Genomic DNA, 18,162 nt, shown 5'->3' on the forward strand with positions numbered 1-18,162 from the left:
TTTCACTAATCTTTTTTAATTAAATCTTTCAGTTCATCCAAAAATACATTGATATCCTTAAACTGCCTGTAAACCGAGGCAAAACGAACATAAGCGACTTCATCGATTTTGGAAAGTTTATCCATCAACATTTCCCCGATGGCCTCCGAATTGACTTCAGCCTGTCCCATGTTACGCAATTCGCTCTCAATTTCATTAGTAATTGTTTCAAGTTGCTCTAATGCGACCGGCCGCTTTTCACAAGCCCGAATCAAGCCGCGCAAAATCTTCTCCCTGCTGAATTCTTCGCGGGTCCCTTCTTTTTTTATTACTATGAGCGGCATTTCCTCCACACGCTCAAAAGTTGTGAATCGATGGGAACATGCCTCGCATTCACGCCTTCTTCTGATTGATCTCCATTCATCTGCAGGCCTTGAATCAACGACACGCGTGCCGTTATGCTTGCATGAAGGACACTTCATCTTCTTCAGCTCCGTTCAATTATGCTTCTCACCATTATACAGTAATTAATGGGGAAAGAAAAAGGGGAAAAGAGGGAAAAGGGTCTGCCCCCCTTTAGCTTACTAAAGGGGGGCAGACCCCAAAAAATTTAACCAGCTTTCGCTTCTTTTTTATCAAGTAAGGATGCTACATAGGAGACAAGGTCCACTACGCGGCTGGAGTAGCCCCACTCGTTGTCATACCAAGCAAGTACTTTCAGCTTTGTATCTTCCATGACGATTGTTGAAAGTCCGTCGATGATCGCTGAGTTCGGGTTTGTGTTGAAGTCGATTGAAACAAGTGGTTCAGTCGTGAAGGACAAAATTCCCTTGAGTGGACCGTTTGCTGCTGTTTCAAAAGCTTTATTTACATCTTGAACTGTGACTGGACGTTTTACATCTACAACAAGGTCTACAAGTGATACGTTAGGAGTTGGTACGCGAAGTGCCATTCCGTGTAATTTACCTTTCAAGTGTGGCAAGACAAGTGACAATGCTTTTGCCGCTCCAGTTGTTGTAGGGATGATTGATTGTGCGCATGCACGGGCACGGCGCAAATCCTTATGCGGGTTATCCAGATTTTTTTGGTCATTTGTATAAGCATGGACAGTTGTCATCAAGCCGTTCTCAATGCCAAATGCATCGTCAATAACTTTTGCGACTGGTGCAAGGCAGTTTGTTGTACAAGATGCATTGGAAATAATGTCATGCTTATCGATATTCAAGTCATTTTCGTTTACGCCCATGACAATTGTTACATCTTCATTTTTTCCAGGTGCAGTCAAAACAACTTTTTTAGCACCTGCTTCAAGATGCATTGCCGCTTTGTCACGTGAGTTAAATACTCCCGTTGCCTCAATGACGATATCTATACCAAGTTCTCCCCAAGGAAGTTTCTGAGGATTACGGTTATTTAATAATTTGATTTCTTTCCCATTTACAACCAAGGAGTTTTCTTTGGCCTGTACATCGCCCTCGAAAGTTCCATGTGTTGTGTCATATTTGATTAAATGAGCAAGAGTTTCGGAAGGATAGCTCGCATTGACCGCAACAATATTAAAACGGTCTTCCATGATTGCTTTCCTAAATACCATACGGCCGATACGACCAAATCCGTTAATTGCAACATTAGCCTTCATAATAACCGGGAGCCCCCTATATAGTGTTATACTTAATTTCATATGGTCGTAAATAGTATAACATATTTAAGTAAAAAAGAAATATACAAATGATGATTTTTGTTTTTAAAAAGAAAAGCGCAAGCGCTCGTTTAGCGACGTAAAAACTGGAGTGCCTCCGACAAGATAAAGGAAATACGGCGAAGAATGAGCCGATGTTGACTTATCGTAGAGGGGGCGCGAAGTTTGCTAGTCGCTGAGCGCTGGAGCTAGACATAGATAAGTTATCCATAGGCGAGGTATTTTTTATAATTTCCTTTAAAATAACCAAAAACAGGAGCGTTCATCCGCTCCTGTTCAAGGTTTCAATTTCCATTTTTCAATGAGCTGATCCAACTGCTTTTCTGTTTCTTCTATCGTCCCATTGTTGTCCAGTACAGCATCAGCCAATTCTAGTTTCTCTCGTAAAGGCATTTGAGAAGAAATCCTTGATTTTGCCTCATCTTCCGTAAATTCATTTCTTTCCATCAATCTTTTTAACTGTGTTTCCTCGTTGACATAAACTACAATTACCTTTTCAACCAAATGTGTCAATTTACTTTCATATAACAGCGGAATATCAAGGACCACTGTCTGTTTTCCCGCTTTAATAGCTTCCTCCTGCCATTCCTTCATTTTTTTCCGGACCGCAGGATGGACGATGCCGTTTAACTTTTGTCGTTCCTCTTCGTTTTGAAAAACAATCGAGCCAAGTTTATCTCTGTCGAGCGTCCCATCTTTCAAAAGTATCTCTTTGCCGAATGCCTCCACAATTTCTGAATATGCGCTCTCGCCCGGCTCGACGACCTTCCTCGCCGCAATATCTGCATCGACGATTGTAAAGCCGCGTTTTTCCAATAGCTTGGATACGGTGCTTTTTCCGCTGGCTATGCCTCCTGTTAATCCTACAATGAATGCCATATGTCAGCCTCTTTCATTTCTACATTTTTAACAGACCGATTACGATCAACAGGACTCCAGGAAAAAAGGTGAATTTCTGTATGGCGCGCATGTGGGCAAATAACCCGCCAAAAGCAATTCCTCCCGCTAAAAACAACCCGCCCATCACTGCGGCAGCCCCTGACAATATGATCGGGCTGAACCCGAGCATAGCCGCTCCGATTCCCACACCGAATGCATCGAGGGAGAGAGCTGTTCCAAGCATGAAGGCTTCAACACCTGTTACCGTACCTGAAGAGTCAAAATCAGCCCTCGTCGGTTTCTTTAAAATATGAATGACGATTCCAAGTGATTTGATTTCCCAATTAAACTCCAGCTTTTCTTGATGCACCGCTTGTTCCTTTTCTGACCTGAAAAACTGGAGGATAACCCAGCCCCCGATCGCAACCAGGATTACTCCGCCAATCCGATTGGCTGCGGCAGGTGACAGGAACCCTTGGATCAGTTGACCAAAAAACATGGCTGTTCCAAGTGATAATGCGGTGCACAGTGCGATAATCATAATCGACTTAAGAGGAATTTTAATATTCCTCAACCCATACGCCAATCCGGCTCCAAAGCTGTCAAGACTGATGGCAATTGCTAATAATAAAAGCGAAAACGTATAGCCCATCTGCAAGCTCCTTCCCCTTCAAATTGCGGTAAGTTAGTATATGAAGGGTACTTGCTGATGGTTAAAAAGCTTAAATCATAGCTTTTTTACGAAGGTTGCTGGCACGCTGGACAGAAATGTGTTCCTCTTCCAGCCGCTTTTATTTTTTCAAGAATGGTTCCGCACTGGATGCATGCCTCGCCATTCCGTCCGTATACTTTTAGCCTGTCCTGATATGAGCCGCTCAACCCCATCGAATTCATATAAGTGTTGACTGAGCTTCCGCCTGCAGCAATGGAGTCTTCCAGCGTATGCACCATTTCATGCCTGAGTCTCTGGATTTCTTCATCCGTCAGGGATTTGGCTTTTCTTTCTGGGTGGACTTTCGCTTTGTATAACACTTCATCAGCATAAATATTTCCAAGGCCCGCCACTATTGTCTGATCAAGCAGCACAGCCTTGATGATCCGTTCTGTTTTTTGAAAATGCGACTTCAGATAGTCCGCGGAACAAGCTGGTGAAAAAGGCTCAGGGCCAAGCTTGGATAACGGCAATTCATTATCCTCCGTGCCCTTTTTGAATAAATGCATCGTACCAAATTTCCGGACATCCCGGTAACGCATTTCGGTTCCATCTGTAAACTTGAAGTTCACATGTGTATGCTTATCTGTCGGGTCTTCACTCTGATTTACGCTGTAATGCCCTTCCATCCGCAAATGGGATACAAGCGAATAATCGTCGAGCATGAAAACAAGAAATTTTCCCTTCCTTTGCAAATCATGAATCGTTTGTCCCGAAAGAGCATCGTAAAATTGCTCCACCTCAAGCGGATGTTTAATTATTTTCGGCCAACCTGCTTCAACACTTTGAATTGTTTTACCTTTGACAAGCTGAAGCAGCGATTTCCTTACATTTTCCACTTCCGGCAATTCCGGCATATTCTCACTCCCCGGTTGTTCCCTCATGTTGTAAATTCTTTATTTGGCATCATACCATGTCGGTCCGTATGAATAATCGACTTTCAACGGAACGCTAAGTTCCATGGCGTGCTCCATTACATTTGGAACGATTTCTTCCAACTTCTCAATTTCATCTTTTGGTGCTTCAAAGATCAATTCGTCATGAACTTGCAGCAATAGGCGTGTCTTCAGGCCTTCTTCTTCAAGCTTTTCATACATATCGATCATCGCTTTTTTTATGATATCCGCAGCACTTCCCTGAATCGGTGTATTCATTGCGGTCCTTTCTGCAAAGCTTCTGATGTTAAAATTTCTGCTGGTGATTTCAGGAATATACCTTCTTCTGTGTAGAAGGGTTGAAACATAGCCATTCTGTTTGGCTTCCATGACTATATCTTTCATGTAATTGCGTACACCAGGAAAACTTTCCAGATAGCGCTCAATGAATGTGCCGGCTTCTTTCCGAGTGATGCCAAGATTCTGGGAGAGCCCATAGTCACTAATTCCATAGATGATACCGAAATTGACCGCTTTAGCCTGTCTCCGCATATTGGATGTGACTTCTTCCCTGCTCACATGAAAAACATCCATTGCAGTTTTTGTATGGATGTCCATGTCATTTCTGAAAGCATCCATCAGCTTATCATCTTCTGCAATATGGGCAAGGACCCTAAGTTCAATCTGTGAATAGTCCGCGGCAAAAATTACCCAGTCTTCGTGAGATGGTATGAATGCCTGACGGATTTTACGGCCTTCCTCCAAACGTATTGGGATGTTTTGCAGATTAGGATCCGTTGAACTCAGCCTTCCAGTCTGTGTCAATGCCTGGTTAAAGCGGGTGTGGACTTTATCAGGCCCCTTATGCACCACTTTAAGTAGACCTTCTATATAGGTCGACTGTAATTTTCCGAGCTGTCGGTAATTCAGGATTTCCTCTATAATTTCATGGGAAGGAGCAAGCTTTTCAAGAACATCTGCCGCTGTTGAATAGCCGGTTTTAGTCTTTTTAATGACAGGAAGACCCAGCTTTTCAAAAAGAATGACCCCAAGCTGCTTCGGAGAATTAATATTGAACTTTTCTCCTGCAAACCCATATATTTTTTCTTCTATCTGCTTCAGGCGATCAGCCATCTCGGCTTTCATTTCCTTGAGGCGGTCAATATCCACCTTGATACCTGTATATTCCATGTCGGCCAAAATGAACGACAATGGCAGCTCTAAGTCATAAAAAAGGTCAATGAGTTCATTTTTTTCCAATTCATCGAGGAGCGGCTGATACAAAGAGACAATGCCAAGCGCTTTCTTGGCCAGATGTTCAGCGAGAATATCTCCTTCAGCCACTTTTTTCTTGGCTCCTTTTCCGTATACTGCTTCATCGGTTTGGACATTCGTATATCCATGGCGTTTCGCCACTCCTGCAAAATCTGTCGTAGATTCGGAAGGATTAAGCAGATAGGAAACAAGAAGTAAATCGAAGTCAATTCCTTTTAAGGCAACCCCGTGCTTTCTTAGAGAAACAATCGACCGCTTTCCATCATACACATGCTTTTTCATCGTCTCATCTTCCGCCCAGTTTTTAAAGGTTTCAGATTGAAGTGCGGCTTCCGTGGGAAGGAATACATTCCCTTTTTCGCTGGAAAGACCAAAGCCGGCAATTGTCCCTGTATGATAATTATCTTCAAGGATTTCTACGTAAAGAGCCATCTGTTCGGTAAAAATCCCCTCGTCAATTGACTCGACTGTCTGGAACTCAATGGCTTCATTTTCATCTGAAGCTTCTTCGCTTTCTTCCTCTCCACCTTCAAGTTTTCCAAGAAGGGAGTTAAATTCAAGCTCTTGAAATAAAGTCCTGAGATTTGATGGATTGTAGCCCTCATAAAGCAATTCTTCAATAGGTATTTCAACAGGAGTTTCTTTAGAAATGGTTGCAAGTTCCTTACTCATCACTGCCTGTTCCTTATTTTCCTGTAAACGTTCCTTCAGTTTTGGACCGCTGACCTTGTCAATGGACTCAAGAAGTTTTTCAAGAGTACCAAATTCTTTTAGCAGCTTGATCGCTGTTTTTTCTCCGACGCCAGGCACTCCCGGAATATTGTCTGACTGGTCGCCCATCAAGCCTTTCATATCAATGATCTGTTCTGGTGTAAGTCCATATTTTTCCATAATATGTTCTGGTGTATAGTTTTCAATATCCGTGATACCTTTTCTTGTAATTCCCACAGTGATATGGTCGGAACTTAACTGCGTCAAGTCCTTGTCGCCGGAAATGACTTTTACTTCATATCCGTCCTTTTCCGCCTCAACTGCAAGAGTTCCGATAATATCGTCCGCCTCGTAATTCTCCAGTTCGTATCGCTTAATTCCGTAAGCATCCAGCAGCTCCCTGACGTATGGAAATTGCTCGGAAAGCTCCGGTGGAGTTTTTTGGCGACCTCCTTTATATTCTTTGTACGTTTTATGGCGGAATGTCGTTTTTCCCGCATCAAACGCAACCAATATATGTGTGGGCTTCTCTTCTTCCAGCACCTTCATAAGCATCGTTGTAAAACCGTACACCGCATTCGTGTAGATACCTTTTTCATTATGTAACAGCGGCAAAGCGAAAAACGCGCGGTAAGCAACACTGTTTCCGTCTATGAGCATTAACTTTTTAGTGCTTTTTCCCAAGCAAATAACCTCCTAAGCAAGCAGAACATCCGCCTGTCTGATAGTTTTATTCTAGCATGTGTGTTCGGGAATGTGAAAAAATGAGCGGGTGGGGAGTGGATGTATGCAGAACTTAAATACAAATACCGGGTCATATAGACCCGGCACTTTTTATCATTTTGTGTAACCCATCAGCAGCCTTGCATATGGCGAATCAGCCGGCAAGACGATGACAGTATCTTTACCAATCGTCTTCTTATAAGATTCCAGGGTTCTGAAAAGCTGATAGAATTCACGGTCTTTCGAAAAAGACTCATTGTAGATTTTTGCAGCTTCTCCTTCACCTTCGGAGCGAATGACCTCTGCATCAGCCTGTGCTTTGGAGAGCATCTCTCTTACTTTCCTATCAGTCTCAGCGGTAATTCTGTTTTTCTCCGCATCCCCTTTTGACAAGTATTCCTGCGCCGTTGATTCACGTTCAGAAATCATCCGCGTATAGACCGAGTTTTCATTCTCATTCGGAAGATCTGTGCGTTTCATTCGAACGTCAGTAACAACGACTCCATATTCGTCTTTAGACAGAAGTTCATTCACTTTTTCTGTGACTCTGTCATTCAAGCTTCCCCGGGAGGATTTTTCATCGTTAATGATTTCATCGTAGTTCAGCTGGCCGAGCTCCGTCCGGACAACCGAATAAATGAATTCTTCCATTCTTGATTCGGCATTCTCCACCGTACGAGCGTTGGAAATCATCTTTTTGGGATCAACGATTTTCCAAAGAGCATAATTATCTATGATCATTCGTTTTTTATCTTTCGTATTGATTTCAGCCTGTGAAACATCGTATGTCATTTGGTATTTTGGAAGGGAGGAAACACTTTGAATAAATGGCACCTTCATAGCAAGACCCGGTTCGGTTTTTATTCGTACAACCTCTCCAAACTGGCGGACCACCTTATACTCCCCTTCCCTAACGACAAACAGACTTGAAAACAAAAGCAGCAAAAGAGCGATTAGAATGACTAAAAAAATGCCAAACTTAGTATACTTCCGCCATTCCAGCTCAGCGGCCTTCCGTGAACCAAAATCAACCACTTTCTTGTCCATATTACTCATCTCCCTCCGTTTTCTCAGATGGTTTAGGTTTTGACTCCTCTTTCTCCATCGGACGGATCGGGAAATACTTTAAAGTGTTACCCTCATCATTCATGATATAAATCTCTGTTTCCGGGAGCACCTGTTCAAGGGTCTCAATCGTCAGACGTTCCCTTGTCACTTCGGGACTGCTCTTATATTGCTGATACAGCTTATTAAAGACAGCCACGTCCCCGCGAGCTGTTTCCAGCCGGGCGGCTTTTTCCCCTTTAGCCTTGGAGAGGATTGCAGCCCTTTCCCCTTCCGCTTCATTCATGCGTTGATTTTCATATTTTTTTGCTTCGTTAATTTTTGTGTTCATCGTTTCCCGTGCATCCGTAACAGCCGTAAAAGCACTGCGGACTTCTTGATTGGGAAGCTCAACATCCTTAAGTTTAACAGCTAAAATGGATATTCCGACATCGTATTTTTCCATAAGAGAGGTCAGCAATTCTCTGACATTACCTTCTATTTCGGCTTTTCCTGAGGTTAGGGCGTCATCAATCTTTGAACTTCCAATAATACTTCTCAATGATGCCGATGTTGCGTCATACAATATTTCTTCGGGGTTATCCGCTTTAAATAGATACTTCTTCGGGTCAGTTATTTTCCACTGGACAACGAGATCCGCAAGGACGATGTTTTCATCCCCAGTGATCATTTTTGTTTCATCAGACAGCTCTTTTTTCCCATTTGCTTCCTTAAAACCAAATTGTAAACTTTTGGTTTCGCGAGCCAGCTTTTCAACTCTTTGGATAGGCCACGGAAGCTTAAAATGCAACCCTGAGTCAGTTACTGTTTCTTCGGCCTTACCAAATGTCAAAATAACCGCCTGATCCGACTCGTCTAATGTGTACCAGGATGTGAAAAGTGCAAACAAGAGCATGACCCCAGCAATCATAATGCCTGCCGCTGCATAAATCCTTTTTAAACTCATTCCCCACGATCCTTTCTCTTTTTCTCTTATACTATTGTATTACGAAACAGCAGAAAAAAGGTTTCAAAAGAAAAGCGTAAGCGTCCGTTTAGCGACATATAAACTGGAAGGGTACGAAGTTTGTATGTCGCTGGTCGCTGAAGCTGGACAAAGCAAAAAATACATTAAATTAAAGCTCATAGGAAAAATACCTTCTTTTTTATAAAAAAAGGACAGGCCAACGACCTGCCCTAAGGCTTTTCCTAATGCTCTTATTATTCTTGTATCGGATACGGCGGACATACTAGAAACGATGCGTTTATGACCGTTTCCCCACTGTCCGTGGCCTGAACGTTTACCGTAACTGTATGATCCCGTTCATTTACATCTGCAATTTCAAACAAAAATTCGATAGTTGCATAATGAAAAATCGGTTTTAAGAATTCTATTTCTTGCTTAAGTATATGCGTTCCAGGTCCCGGCAAATATTTTGTAATGGCAGACGTGATAACTCCAGATAACATGGTTGATGGTACAATCGGCTTTTCGTAAGGTGTTTGGGAAGCGTAGTCGTGCTGGATATAAAGCGGATTAGCGTCATTCGTCAAGCCAAGATATAATAATAGATCCTTATCTTCGATTTTCTCTGTCAGCTTCAACTTTTCGCCTCTGGAGATTTCACCAATCTGCCGTCCTAGCTTTCGTTTTTTTCCCAATAACAATAAGAGCACCCCCGGAAAGTTTATGAGTATTGTGAAATATAATACCATTTTTAGAATTAAAAACAAAGAAGAAGCTGGGACTCTCTAAAAAGCTTTTAACGCCTATAGGTTTTTTCTTAGGTAAAATGTTAACGGAAAAATAAGAACTCACTGAGGTGCTCATTTCGTACGATTCCGCTGGGTCATGACAATTGAACCACATGGAAGGCTCAAGCGATAAAAAATAAACCAGATGCATAACTGTTCGATCGCTTTTAAACGCCCCTTGGTTACCCTCTAGGTAATTTCTTCACCTGCACGGGTACTATGAACGGTCCATGGTTATCCTGCAGGTGATTGTCTCACCTTCCCGGGCACTATGAAAAAGGCTCCTCCGATGAAGAAATCTCCCTCGTGGCTGCCTGAAAAAAGCATAATCCATTACAGTGCCCCCCTTACAACGCCACTCTTTCATTCTGCTATATATAAAAACAGATGGAAAAACCATTCGTTTTTCCATCTGTTTCATTTCTAATTTAATTAAGAACTTTCATAACTTCCCGGACAGCTTCCGCGGATTTGTCCAACGCAGCTTTTTCTTCGTCCGTCAGTTCCAGTTCAATTACTTGTTCTATTCCCTCTTTACCCAGGATTGTAGGCACTCCCAAATAAATGCCCTCATATCCATATTCCCCTTCAAGGTAGGCAATGGAAGGCAACACTCTGCGCTGGTCTTTTACAATTGCCTCAACCATCTCGACAAGGGATGCGGCAGGCGCGTAGTATGCACTTCCATTGCCGAGAAGGTTCACGATTTCGCCCCCGCCTTTTCTTGTTCTTTCAACAATTGCATCAAGGCGATCTTGCGGAATCAATTTTTCCAACGGTATTCCGCCCGCATAGGAATACCGGACAAGCGGTACCATGTCATCTCCATGGCCGCCTAAAACGAACCCTGTAATGTCCTTAACAGATAGATTAAGCTCTTGGGCAATAAATGTACGGAAACGTGCAGTATCGAGGATACCTGACTGGCCGATCACACGGTTCTTAGGGAAACCCGATTCCTTATAAACCGTATATGTCATAGCGTCTACTGGATTTGTCAGCACAATGATATGACAATTTGGAGAATATTTGACGATTTCCTGTGTAACACTCTTCATCACTTTCTGGTTGGTCTGGACCAGGTCATCCCGGCTCATCCCAGGCTTGCGCGCAATACCTGCAGTAATGACTACAACAGCCGAGTCTTTGGTATCTTCATAGTTGGATGTGCCAGTAATGTTTGCATCGAATCCCTGTACGGGACCGGCCTCCAGCATGTCAAGTGCTTTCCCTTTTGTAGGGTTTTCCATGTTCGGAATGTCAACAAGCACAACGTCTCCAAGTTCTTTCTGTGCTGTCAGGAATGCTGTTGTAGCTCCAGTAAACCCTCCACCGATAACTGATATCTTTTTCCTATTTAATGGCATGGGGAAATCCCTTCTTTCGTTAGAATTCGTAACAATTAGAGACTGTTTAAAAAACAGTCTCTGCTTTGTTCCTTATAACCCCAATCTTCCCTGTTGATAGAGAATTAATCCATATTTTCAATTAAGGCATTTCCGAATTCAGAAGCTTTCACTTCTGTTGCACCTTCCATTAGGCGGGCAAAGTCATATGTGACCACTTTTGATTCAATTGTTTTCTCCATTGAATTAGTAATCAATTGAGCAGCTTCTCCCCAGCCGATATGCTCAAGCATAAGAACACCCGAAAGAATGACAGAGGATGGGTTCACTTTATCCAATCCTGCATACTTTGGAGCAGTTCCGTGAGTAGCTTCGAAAATCGCGTGGCCTGTATCGTAGTTGATGTTTGCACCAGGCGCGATACCGATTCCGCCAACTTGTGCCGCTAGTGCATCAGAGACGTAATCTCCATTCAGATTCATAGTTGCCACTACGTCGAACTCCTTGGAACGAGTGAGAATTTGCTGAAGGAAGATATCTGCAATCGCATCTTTGATGATGATCTTTCCAGCTGCTTCTGCATCAGCCTGTGCTTTGTTTGCAGCTTCTGTTCCTTGCTCATCTTTGATTTTGTCGTATTGGTTCCAAGTGAATACTTTGTCGCCGAACTCCTGCTCAGCCACTTCGTAACCCCAGTTTTTAAAGGCACCTTCAGTAAATTTCATGATATTGCCTTTATGTACAAGCGTTACTGATTTGCGGCCTTCTTTAATTGCGTAGTTAATGGCTGCACGGACCAGGCGTTTTGTTCCCTCGGAAGAAATTGGCTTGATTCCGATACCTGAAGTTTCTGGGAAGCGGATTTTATTAACACCCATTTCATTTTTAAGGAAGTCGATCAGTTTTTTCACTTCTTCAGAACCTTCTTGGTACTCGATACCAGCGTAGATATCCTCCGTATTTTCACGGAAAATTACCATATCTGTATCTTCTGGACGCTTTACAGGGGAAGGTACTCCTTCAAAATAACGGACTGGACGCAAGCAGACATATAGGTCAAGTTCTTGACGCAGAGCAACGTTCAAGGAACGGAAGCCGCCGCCGATTGGTGTTGTAAGTGGTCCTTTGATAGCAATAAGGTATTCGCGAATCGTATCCAGGGTTTCCTCCGGAAGCCACTCACCAAATTTATTATGCGCTTTTTCACCCGCATATACTTCTTTCCACTCAATTTTGCGTTTGCCGCCATATGCTTTTTCTACAGCTGCGTCTAAAACTCTTTGAGCCGCTGCCCAAATATCTGGTCCTGTTCCATCTCCCTCGATAAAAGGAATAATTGGATGGTCAGGCGTATTTAACACACCATTTGAAACTGTGATTTTTTCAGCTTGTGACATAACTAAATCCCTCCAAATTCAATATCAAAGGTTAGAAAGCTAAAGCCCCTAACCTTTTCCCCGCTCTATCATATCAAAATCTAAAATTAAATTCTAACTCCTGTTCACTTGCGCTCTTCGAGCGGGATATATGAGCGCATTCCAGGCCCTGTATATTCTGCCCGCGGGCGGATCAGGCGGTTATTCTCATATTGTTCTAAAATATGGGCCAGCCATCCTGATGTACGGCTGACAGCAAAAATAGGTGTGAATAGATCGTGGTCAATACCCAAACTGTGATAAACAGATGCAGAGTAGAAGTCAACGTTAGGAGGAAGTGGCTTTTCAGATGTAAACACTTCTTCAACCTTGACGGATATGTTGTACCATTCCGGCTCGCCTGTAATTTCTGTCAGCTTCTTGGACATTTCTTTCAAGTGTTTTGCGCGCGGATCTCCCTGACGGTAAACACGATGTCCGAAGCCCATGATTTTTTCTTTTTTCTCAAGTTTGTCTTTAATATAGCTTTCAGCATTGTCTGCAGAGCCGATTTCCGTCAGCATCTTCATTACCTGTTCATTGGCCCCGCCATGTAGAGGTCCTTTTAATGCACCGATAGCCGCAGTCAATCCTGAATAAATGTCTGAAAGCGTCGCCACACATACTCTCGCTGTAAAAGTGGAGGCATTCAATTCATGGTCTGCATGCAGAATCAGCGCCTTATCCATTGCTTCAACTTCAATTTGATCGGGCTCTTCGCCTTTGATCATATACATGAAGTTGGCCGCAAATCCAAGGTCCTTCCTAGGAGCTACCGGTTCCAATCCTTTTCTGATGCGTGCGAAAGCAGCCACGATTGCAGGAATCTTCGCCTGAATACGGATGGCCTTTCTAAAATTCGCTTCTTTGTTCATCACTTCGGCTTCATCATCAAAAATTCCGAGGGCGGAAACTGCTGTGCGCAGAACTGACATGGGGTGCACTTTATCCAGTGGATATGTTTTAAAGCTGTCGAGGACTTCTTGAGGCAGATCCATATTCTCCGCCAATTGCTCTTTTAATTCCTGAAGCTGTTCCTTTGTAGGTAATTCCAGATGCCATAGCAGATAAACGACTTCTTCGAAGCTCGCATTCACTGTTAAGTCATCAATGTTGTAGCCAACGTATGTAAGCGTGTCGTCAATGATAGAACTGATTGAGGATGTTGTGGCTACTACCCCTTCTAACCCACGTGTTGCTGTCATTAAAAACCTCTCCTTTATCTATTTTTTAAAATTCACTGTATATGATGGAAAACATTTAATACACATTGTTTAAGGGATTTCTTCCCGACAAAGAATATAGGCTTATGAAAAGTATTTTTAATAATTAACCTATCTTCTATTATAAACAAAACTAATTTCTTGTCTAATTTTCAACATTTAATAGTCATTCGTATTTTTTATTACAAGCCATAAGATATTCTTTAAAAGGTTGCAAGTTCTTATCCGCCCATACCAGAACCTGAGCGGAAAAGCTCAAAAAATTTCATGGCCATATAAGCGATCCCCGCTCCAATCAATGGACCAACAGCCACACCTTTAAACAAGGAAACTGCCATGATTGTTCCCAGGACAAGAGCAGTAGTAATATGGGGATCCTCAGATAAAAGTGTGACTCCATACTTGGCTATTACAGCCACAGCCATGCCTGCGCCTAGCGCAATCCAGGCATATGGGGATTTGATCGCCCCGCTGAGCTCCTTAAATCCGATATAACCGCTGGCAATCGGAGCTAATACAGCAATAGTTATGACCGTTATCCCCCAGTTGATCCCTTTTACCTGAATCATACCGAAAAGCTTTTCATCCGCCCCAGCCAATTTAAGAATGATTAAAACAGAAACCGCTATGACAAGCGATTGATTCTTCGCGACCACTCCAATGCCAAGCAGGAGAAGCAAAAAGAAAAAAGCCTGATTAAACAAAGCGCTCATCCTTCCGTAATCGTTACAGATTTCTACCATAACATGGTATCATAATAGAAATCAGATTGATAAGGTGGGGATTCCTTTGAATCGTGAAAATGCAGATAGGGTAGTCCGTTTTATCATTGTTGTCATCGTTGCGGCAGCAGCCCTTTTATCCATCTATTATGTATCAAAAGTGACATACCCATTTATCATTGCGCTGATTATCGCCATCGCGATTAATCCAGTTGTAGGGGATTTAGAAAAGAAATGGAAATTTCCGCGTGCATTGGCTGTTTTAACCGCATTAATCATTTTAATCGGTATTTTTACCGGACTCATCACTTTATTGATTGCAGAAATTGTAGCAGGGGCCTCCTATTTAGCGACGGTTGTACCCGAACATGTTGCCACCTTAATCAGATATATAGAGAAGCTGTTCGCAAGCCAGGTCATCCCTTTTTATAACAAGCTGGCCGGCATGTTCAAAAGCCTTGACAGCGGACAAAGGGATACGATCATGAGCAGCATTGATGAAACCGGAGGCAAAATTACGGAAAGTGTTACGGCTTTTTTGCAGAACTTTTTCGTAAAACTGCCCAGCCTTGTATCGTGGATACCTAATGCTGCTACGGTAATCATCTTCTCTTTATTGGCGACTTTCTTTATCAGTAAAGATTGGGACAGACTGGTCGCCCTATCAAACCGCCTTCTTCCTGATAAAGTCAAAAGCAGTGGCGTAAGGGTGTTCGCAGACTTAAAAAAAGCTCTTGCCGGCTTTGTAAAAGCCCAGATCACATTGATATCAATTACCCTGGTCATCGTATTGATTGGTCTCCTTATTCTTAGGGTCAATTACGCTATCACCATTGCGCTGATTTTAGGATTGCTGGACCTGCTACCATACTTGGGAACAGGGACGGTTTTTGTCCCCTGGATCATTTACGAAGCATTGACAGGAAATATCGGCCTTGCTGTCGGCCTTGGAATCCTATACACGGTTGTCATTGTGCAACGCCAGTTGATGGAACCAAAAATTCTTTCATCCAATATTGGTCTAAATCCTTTGGGGACACTCATCGCCCTGTTTGTAGGATTCAAACTCATTGGATTCCTTGGACTTATTTTGGGACCTGTAACGCTCGTACTTCTTACCACATTACATAAAGCGAATGTGTTTCGGGATATTTGGGCCTATATTAAAGGAACGCCTCCGAAAATTATTAAGTAAGAACAAAAGCGCAAGCGCCTGTTCATCGACGTACAGACTGAGCCGAAATGTGGCTGACAGCCGTTTTAGGGGCGGCAAGCGCTGGCAGGCTAGGACGTGACATCCTGTCCGTCGCAGCCGGACAACACGGCGGCGAAGGCCGCCTCAGACCCCCCACATCCTGTCGATTTGGCGGCACTAGCACTTCCAATGCTTCGCGACCTAAACCGCAACGTCCTGAGGCTTAGGCAGGCTCAGGACACGACATTCTGTCGCCCTTACACTAGCACTTCCTGTGGCGCCGGCAGCACTAGATCCTCCCAGCTGGCGAAGCATAATGTAATAGATAAAGATATTTACAACATTTTTTTCTAAACCAAAAAAAGAGCATCAGCTCTTTTTTTATCGGTAAATATATATTTGTTTCCTTGAAATCCAGCTTTTAAACAGTTTTAGCAAAGCCGGCTGAAGCAATTTTCTCGTTGGAGGCAAGACAAGGAATAATCCTGTGATGTCGGTAATGAATCCGGGTGTCACAAGGAGAAGTCCCCCAACCAAAACACAGACACCTTCCAGAAGCGCTTCGCCGGGAGGATAGCCAGATCTGACTTGCTCTTGCATCTTCCTGATAACTTCCATCCCCTGCCGCTTGGCAAGGTAAGCACCAAGAATTCCAGTTATGATAATTAGAGCAATTGTTGCAAAGCCGCCTACGGTTTTGCCTGCAAGAATAAACAGACCGATTTCCAAGGCCGGGACGACAATGAACAGTAAAAAAAGAAATCTCATTTTTTGTCACATCCCCAGTGGTCTTTACTCTAATTATACCACAATCGGCACAATTTACAGTACACTTGCATGTCCGTTGTAAACCACACCACGAGTGCCGTCGACAGTGATCTCCTGACCATCATGGAAAATATTTGTCGCATTGTCGACACCGACTATGACAGGAATACCGAGACTGATACCCACAACCGCTGCATGGCTTGTCAGGCCGCCTTCTTCGGCTACGAGGGCCGAACATTTTTCAAGGGCTGGGATCATGTCCCTGTCTGTCCCTATGACGACCATGACGTCGCCTTGCTCTACTTTTTCCAATGCTTCACCGGAATTTTTAACAATAACCGCTTTTCCATATGCAGATTTTCTTCCGATACCCTGTCCTTTTGCCAGAACATCCCCTACAACATGCACTTTCATTAAGTTCGTTGTTCCCGCCTCTCCAACCGGAACACCCGCGGTAATAATAATGCTGTCTCCATGTTTTACAATTCCGGAGTTAAGGCTTTCTGTAACCGCAAGATCGAGCATTTCATCAGTAGTTGTCACCTTTTCTCCAACCTGCGGTGACACTCCCCATACCAATGTCAATCGTCTGGTTACTTCTACGCTTGATGTAACGGCTACGATCGGGGCTTTAGGACGGTATTTTGAGATCATTCTTGCTGTATGCCCGCTTTCCGTTGGTGCTACAATGGCATTTACACCGAGATTTATCGCTGTATGTGCGACTGACTGGCAAATGGCATCCATCATGTTGTGTTCATTATTTTTGCTTAGATAGGAGAGTATCTCTTTATAATTCAACGCCTTTTCTGCTTCAAGCGCTATGTTGCTCATTGTCCGCACTGCTTCGACCGGATAGGCACCTGCCGCGGTTTCTCCAGATAGCATTACTGCATCAGAGCCATCAAAAATAGCATTGGCGACATCACTTGCTTCCGCTCTTGTCGGTCTTGGATTCCTCTGCATGGAATCAAGCATCTGAGTAGCAGTAATTACCGGTTTTCCTGCTTCATTACATTTTTTTATCAGCCGCTTCTGGACCATAGGAACCGATTCAGCTGGAATTTCCACTCCCAGGTCTCCCCTTGCAACCATAAGTCCGTCGGACACTTCCAGAATCTCGCTAATATTGTCAACGCCCTCCTGGTTTTCAATCTTAGGAATAATATTCAAGTGGGGAGAACCATTCGTTTCAAGCAACTGGCGGATTTCAAGAACATCAGAGGCCCTTCTAACAAATGATGCCGCAATAAAATCGACCCCCTGTTCAACTCCGAAAAGGATGTCTTTAGCATCTTTTTCGGTTATTCCTGGCAGGTTGACAGATACTCCGGGTACATTTACTCCTTTTTTATTTTTTAAAATACCATTGTTAAGTACTTTCGTCAGAATTTCGTTATTCTCTATCTTAATTCCGGTCACTTCAAGCTCAATTAAGCCGTCGTCCAGTAATATTTTGGAACCGACATGTACATCGTTGATCAAGCCGTCGTATGTAACAGATATTTTCTCGGCTGTGCCCACTACCTCATTCATAGAAACGGCAAGCGGTTGACCTGTTTCCAGCTCAATGGCACCATTATCCATATCATGAGTTCTTATTTCGGGGCCTTTCGTATCGAGTAAAATTCCGATTTCCTTCCCTGCTTCTTTCGCAGCTTTACGAATGTTTATTATACGTTCACGATGTTCCTCCTGGGTACCATGCGAAAAATTCAAACGGGCAACGTTCATTCCTGCCTCTATTAATTGTTGAAGCAAATCAGGACTTTCACTTGCAGGCCCGATTGTGCAGACTATTTTAGTCTTCTTCATTAATGACCCTCCTCGTCGGTAGTAGA

Annotated in this window: 16 protein-coding genes; 1 reads left to right on the forward strand and 15 read right to left on the reverse strand. The window is 43.3% G+C overall.

The window, feature by feature from the left end; translation table 11 throughout:
• Positions 1-5 precede the first annotated feature (5 nt).
• The 13 genes from nrdR to D4T97_RS06180 all read right to left on the reverse strand — a co-directional run bounded on the left by nrdR (position 6) and on the right by D4T97_RS06180 (position 14,340).
• Positions 6-461: a transcriptional regulator NrdR gene (gene nrdR / locus D4T97_RS06120; protein ID WP_126048749.1), complete on the reverse strand. Its 456-nt coding sequence runs from the start codon at positions 459-461 to the stop codon at positions 6-8.
• Positions 462-589: 128 nt separating this feature from the next.
• Positions 590-1,618, reverse strand: coding sequence for a glyceraldehyde-3-phosphate dehydrogenase (locus D4T97_RS06125; RefSeq protein WP_126048751.1), 1,029 nt, complete (start codon positions 1,616-1,618; stop codon positions 590-592).
• Between the two features lie 336 nt (positions 1,619-1,954).
• Positions 1,955-2,557 carry a dephospho-CoA kinase gene (gene coaE / locus D4T97_RS06130; protein WP_126048753.1) on the reverse strand — a complete coding sequence of 201 codons (603 nt, stop codon included), beginning with the start codon at positions 2,555-2,557 and terminating at the stop codon, positions 1,955-1,957.
• A 19-nt stretch (positions 2,558-2,576) separates the two neighbouring features.
• A complete protein-coding gene (gene ytaF / locus D4T97_RS06135; protein ID WP_126048755.1) occupies positions 2,577-3,209 on the reverse strand; it encodes a sporulation membrane protein YtaF in 633 nt (210 codons plus the stop codon).
• Positions 3,210-3,295: 86 nt separating this feature from the next.
• Complete coding sequence (mutM, locus tag D4T97_RS06140) at positions 3,296-4,126, reverse strand: DNA-formamidopyrimidine glycosylase (RefSeq protein WP_126049182.1); 831 nt, start codon at positions 4,124-4,126, stop codon at positions 3,296-3,298.
• Between the two features lie 39 nt (positions 4,127-4,165).
• Positions 4,166-6,790 carry a DNA polymerase I gene (gene polA, locus D4T97_RS06145; protein WP_126049184.1) on the reverse strand — a complete coding sequence of 875 codons (2,625 nt, stop codon included), beginning with the start codon at positions 6,788-6,790 and terminating at the stop codon, positions 4,166-4,168.
• A gap of 177 nt (positions 6,791-6,967) precedes the next feature.
• Entirely contained in the window at positions 6,968-7,900 is a 933-nt protein-coding gene (hflC, locus tag D4T97_RS06150; RefSeq protein WP_126048757.1) for a protease modulator HflC, read from the reverse strand.
• 1 nt (position 7,901) lies between these two features.
• Positions 7,902-8,864 (reverse strand): FtsH protease activity modulator HflK, encoded by a 963-nt coding sequence (gene hflK / locus D4T97_RS06155; RefSeq protein ID WP_126048759.1) that lies wholly within the window; start codon positions 8,862-8,864, stop codon positions 7,902-7,904.
• Between the two features lie 254 nt (positions 8,865-9,118).
• Entirely contained in the window at positions 9,119-9,565 is a 447-nt protein-coding gene (locus tag D4T97_RS06160) for a MaoC/PaaZ C-terminal domain-containing protein (protein ID WP_126048761.1), read from the reverse strand.
• A 515-nt stretch (positions 9,566-10,080) separates the two neighbouring features.
• On the reverse strand, positions 10,081-11,019 hold the full coding sequence (mdh, locus tag D4T97_RS06165) for a malate dehydrogenase (RefSeq protein WP_126048763.1): 939 nt from the start codon (positions 11,017-11,019) through the stop codon (positions 10,081-10,083).
• 104 nt (positions 11,020-11,123) lie between these two features.
• The gene (gene icd / locus D4T97_RS06170) at positions 11,124-12,395 is read right to left on the reverse strand and encodes an NADP-dependent isocitrate dehydrogenase (protein WP_126048765.1); all 1,272 of its coding nucleotides are present in this window, start codon (positions 12,393-12,395) and stop codon (positions 11,124-11,126) included.
• Between the two features lie 104 nt (positions 12,396-12,499).
• The gene (gene citZ / locus D4T97_RS06175; RefSeq protein ID WP_126048767.1) at positions 12,500-13,618 is read right to left on the reverse strand and encodes a citrate synthase; all 1,119 of its coding nucleotides are present in this window, start codon (positions 13,616-13,618) and stop codon (positions 12,500-12,502) included.
• A 239-nt stretch (positions 13,619-13,857) separates the two neighbouring features.
• A complete protein-coding gene (locus D4T97_RS06180; RefSeq protein WP_126048769.1) occupies positions 13,858-14,340 on the reverse strand; it encodes a DUF441 domain-containing protein in 483 nt (160 codons plus the stop codon).
• A gap of 85 nt (positions 14,341-14,425) precedes the next feature.
• On the opposite strand from D4T97_RS06180, the gene ytvI reads away from it, so the two are divergent.
• Positions 14,426-15,553 carry a sporulation integral membrane protein YtvI gene (gene ytvI, locus D4T97_RS06185; protein WP_126048771.1) on the forward strand — a complete coding sequence of 376 codons (1,128 nt, stop codon included), beginning with the start codon at positions 14,426-14,428 and terminating at the stop codon, positions 15,551-15,553.
• 381 nt (positions 15,554-15,934) lie between these two features.
• On the opposite strand, the gene D4T97_RS06190 is transcribed toward ytvI, so the two are convergent.
• Positions 15,935-16,321, reverse strand: a complete 387-nt coding sequence (locus D4T97_RS06190) for an FxsA family protein (protein WP_126048773.1) — start codon at positions 16,319-16,321, stop codon at positions 15,935-15,937.
• A 54-nt stretch (positions 16,322-16,375) separates the two neighbouring features.
• Positions 16,376-18,136, reverse strand: a complete 1,761-nt coding sequence (gene pyk, locus D4T97_RS06195) for a pyruvate kinase (RefSeq protein WP_126048775.1) — start codon at positions 18,134-18,136, stop codon at positions 16,376-16,378.
• Between the last annotated feature and the right edge of the window lie 26 nt (positions 18,137-18,162).

Source organism: Siminovitchia acidinfaciens, assembly GCF_003605385.1.
GTDB lineage: Bacteria > Bacillota > Bacilli > Bacillales > Bacillaceae_C > Siminovitchia > Siminovitchia acidinfaciens.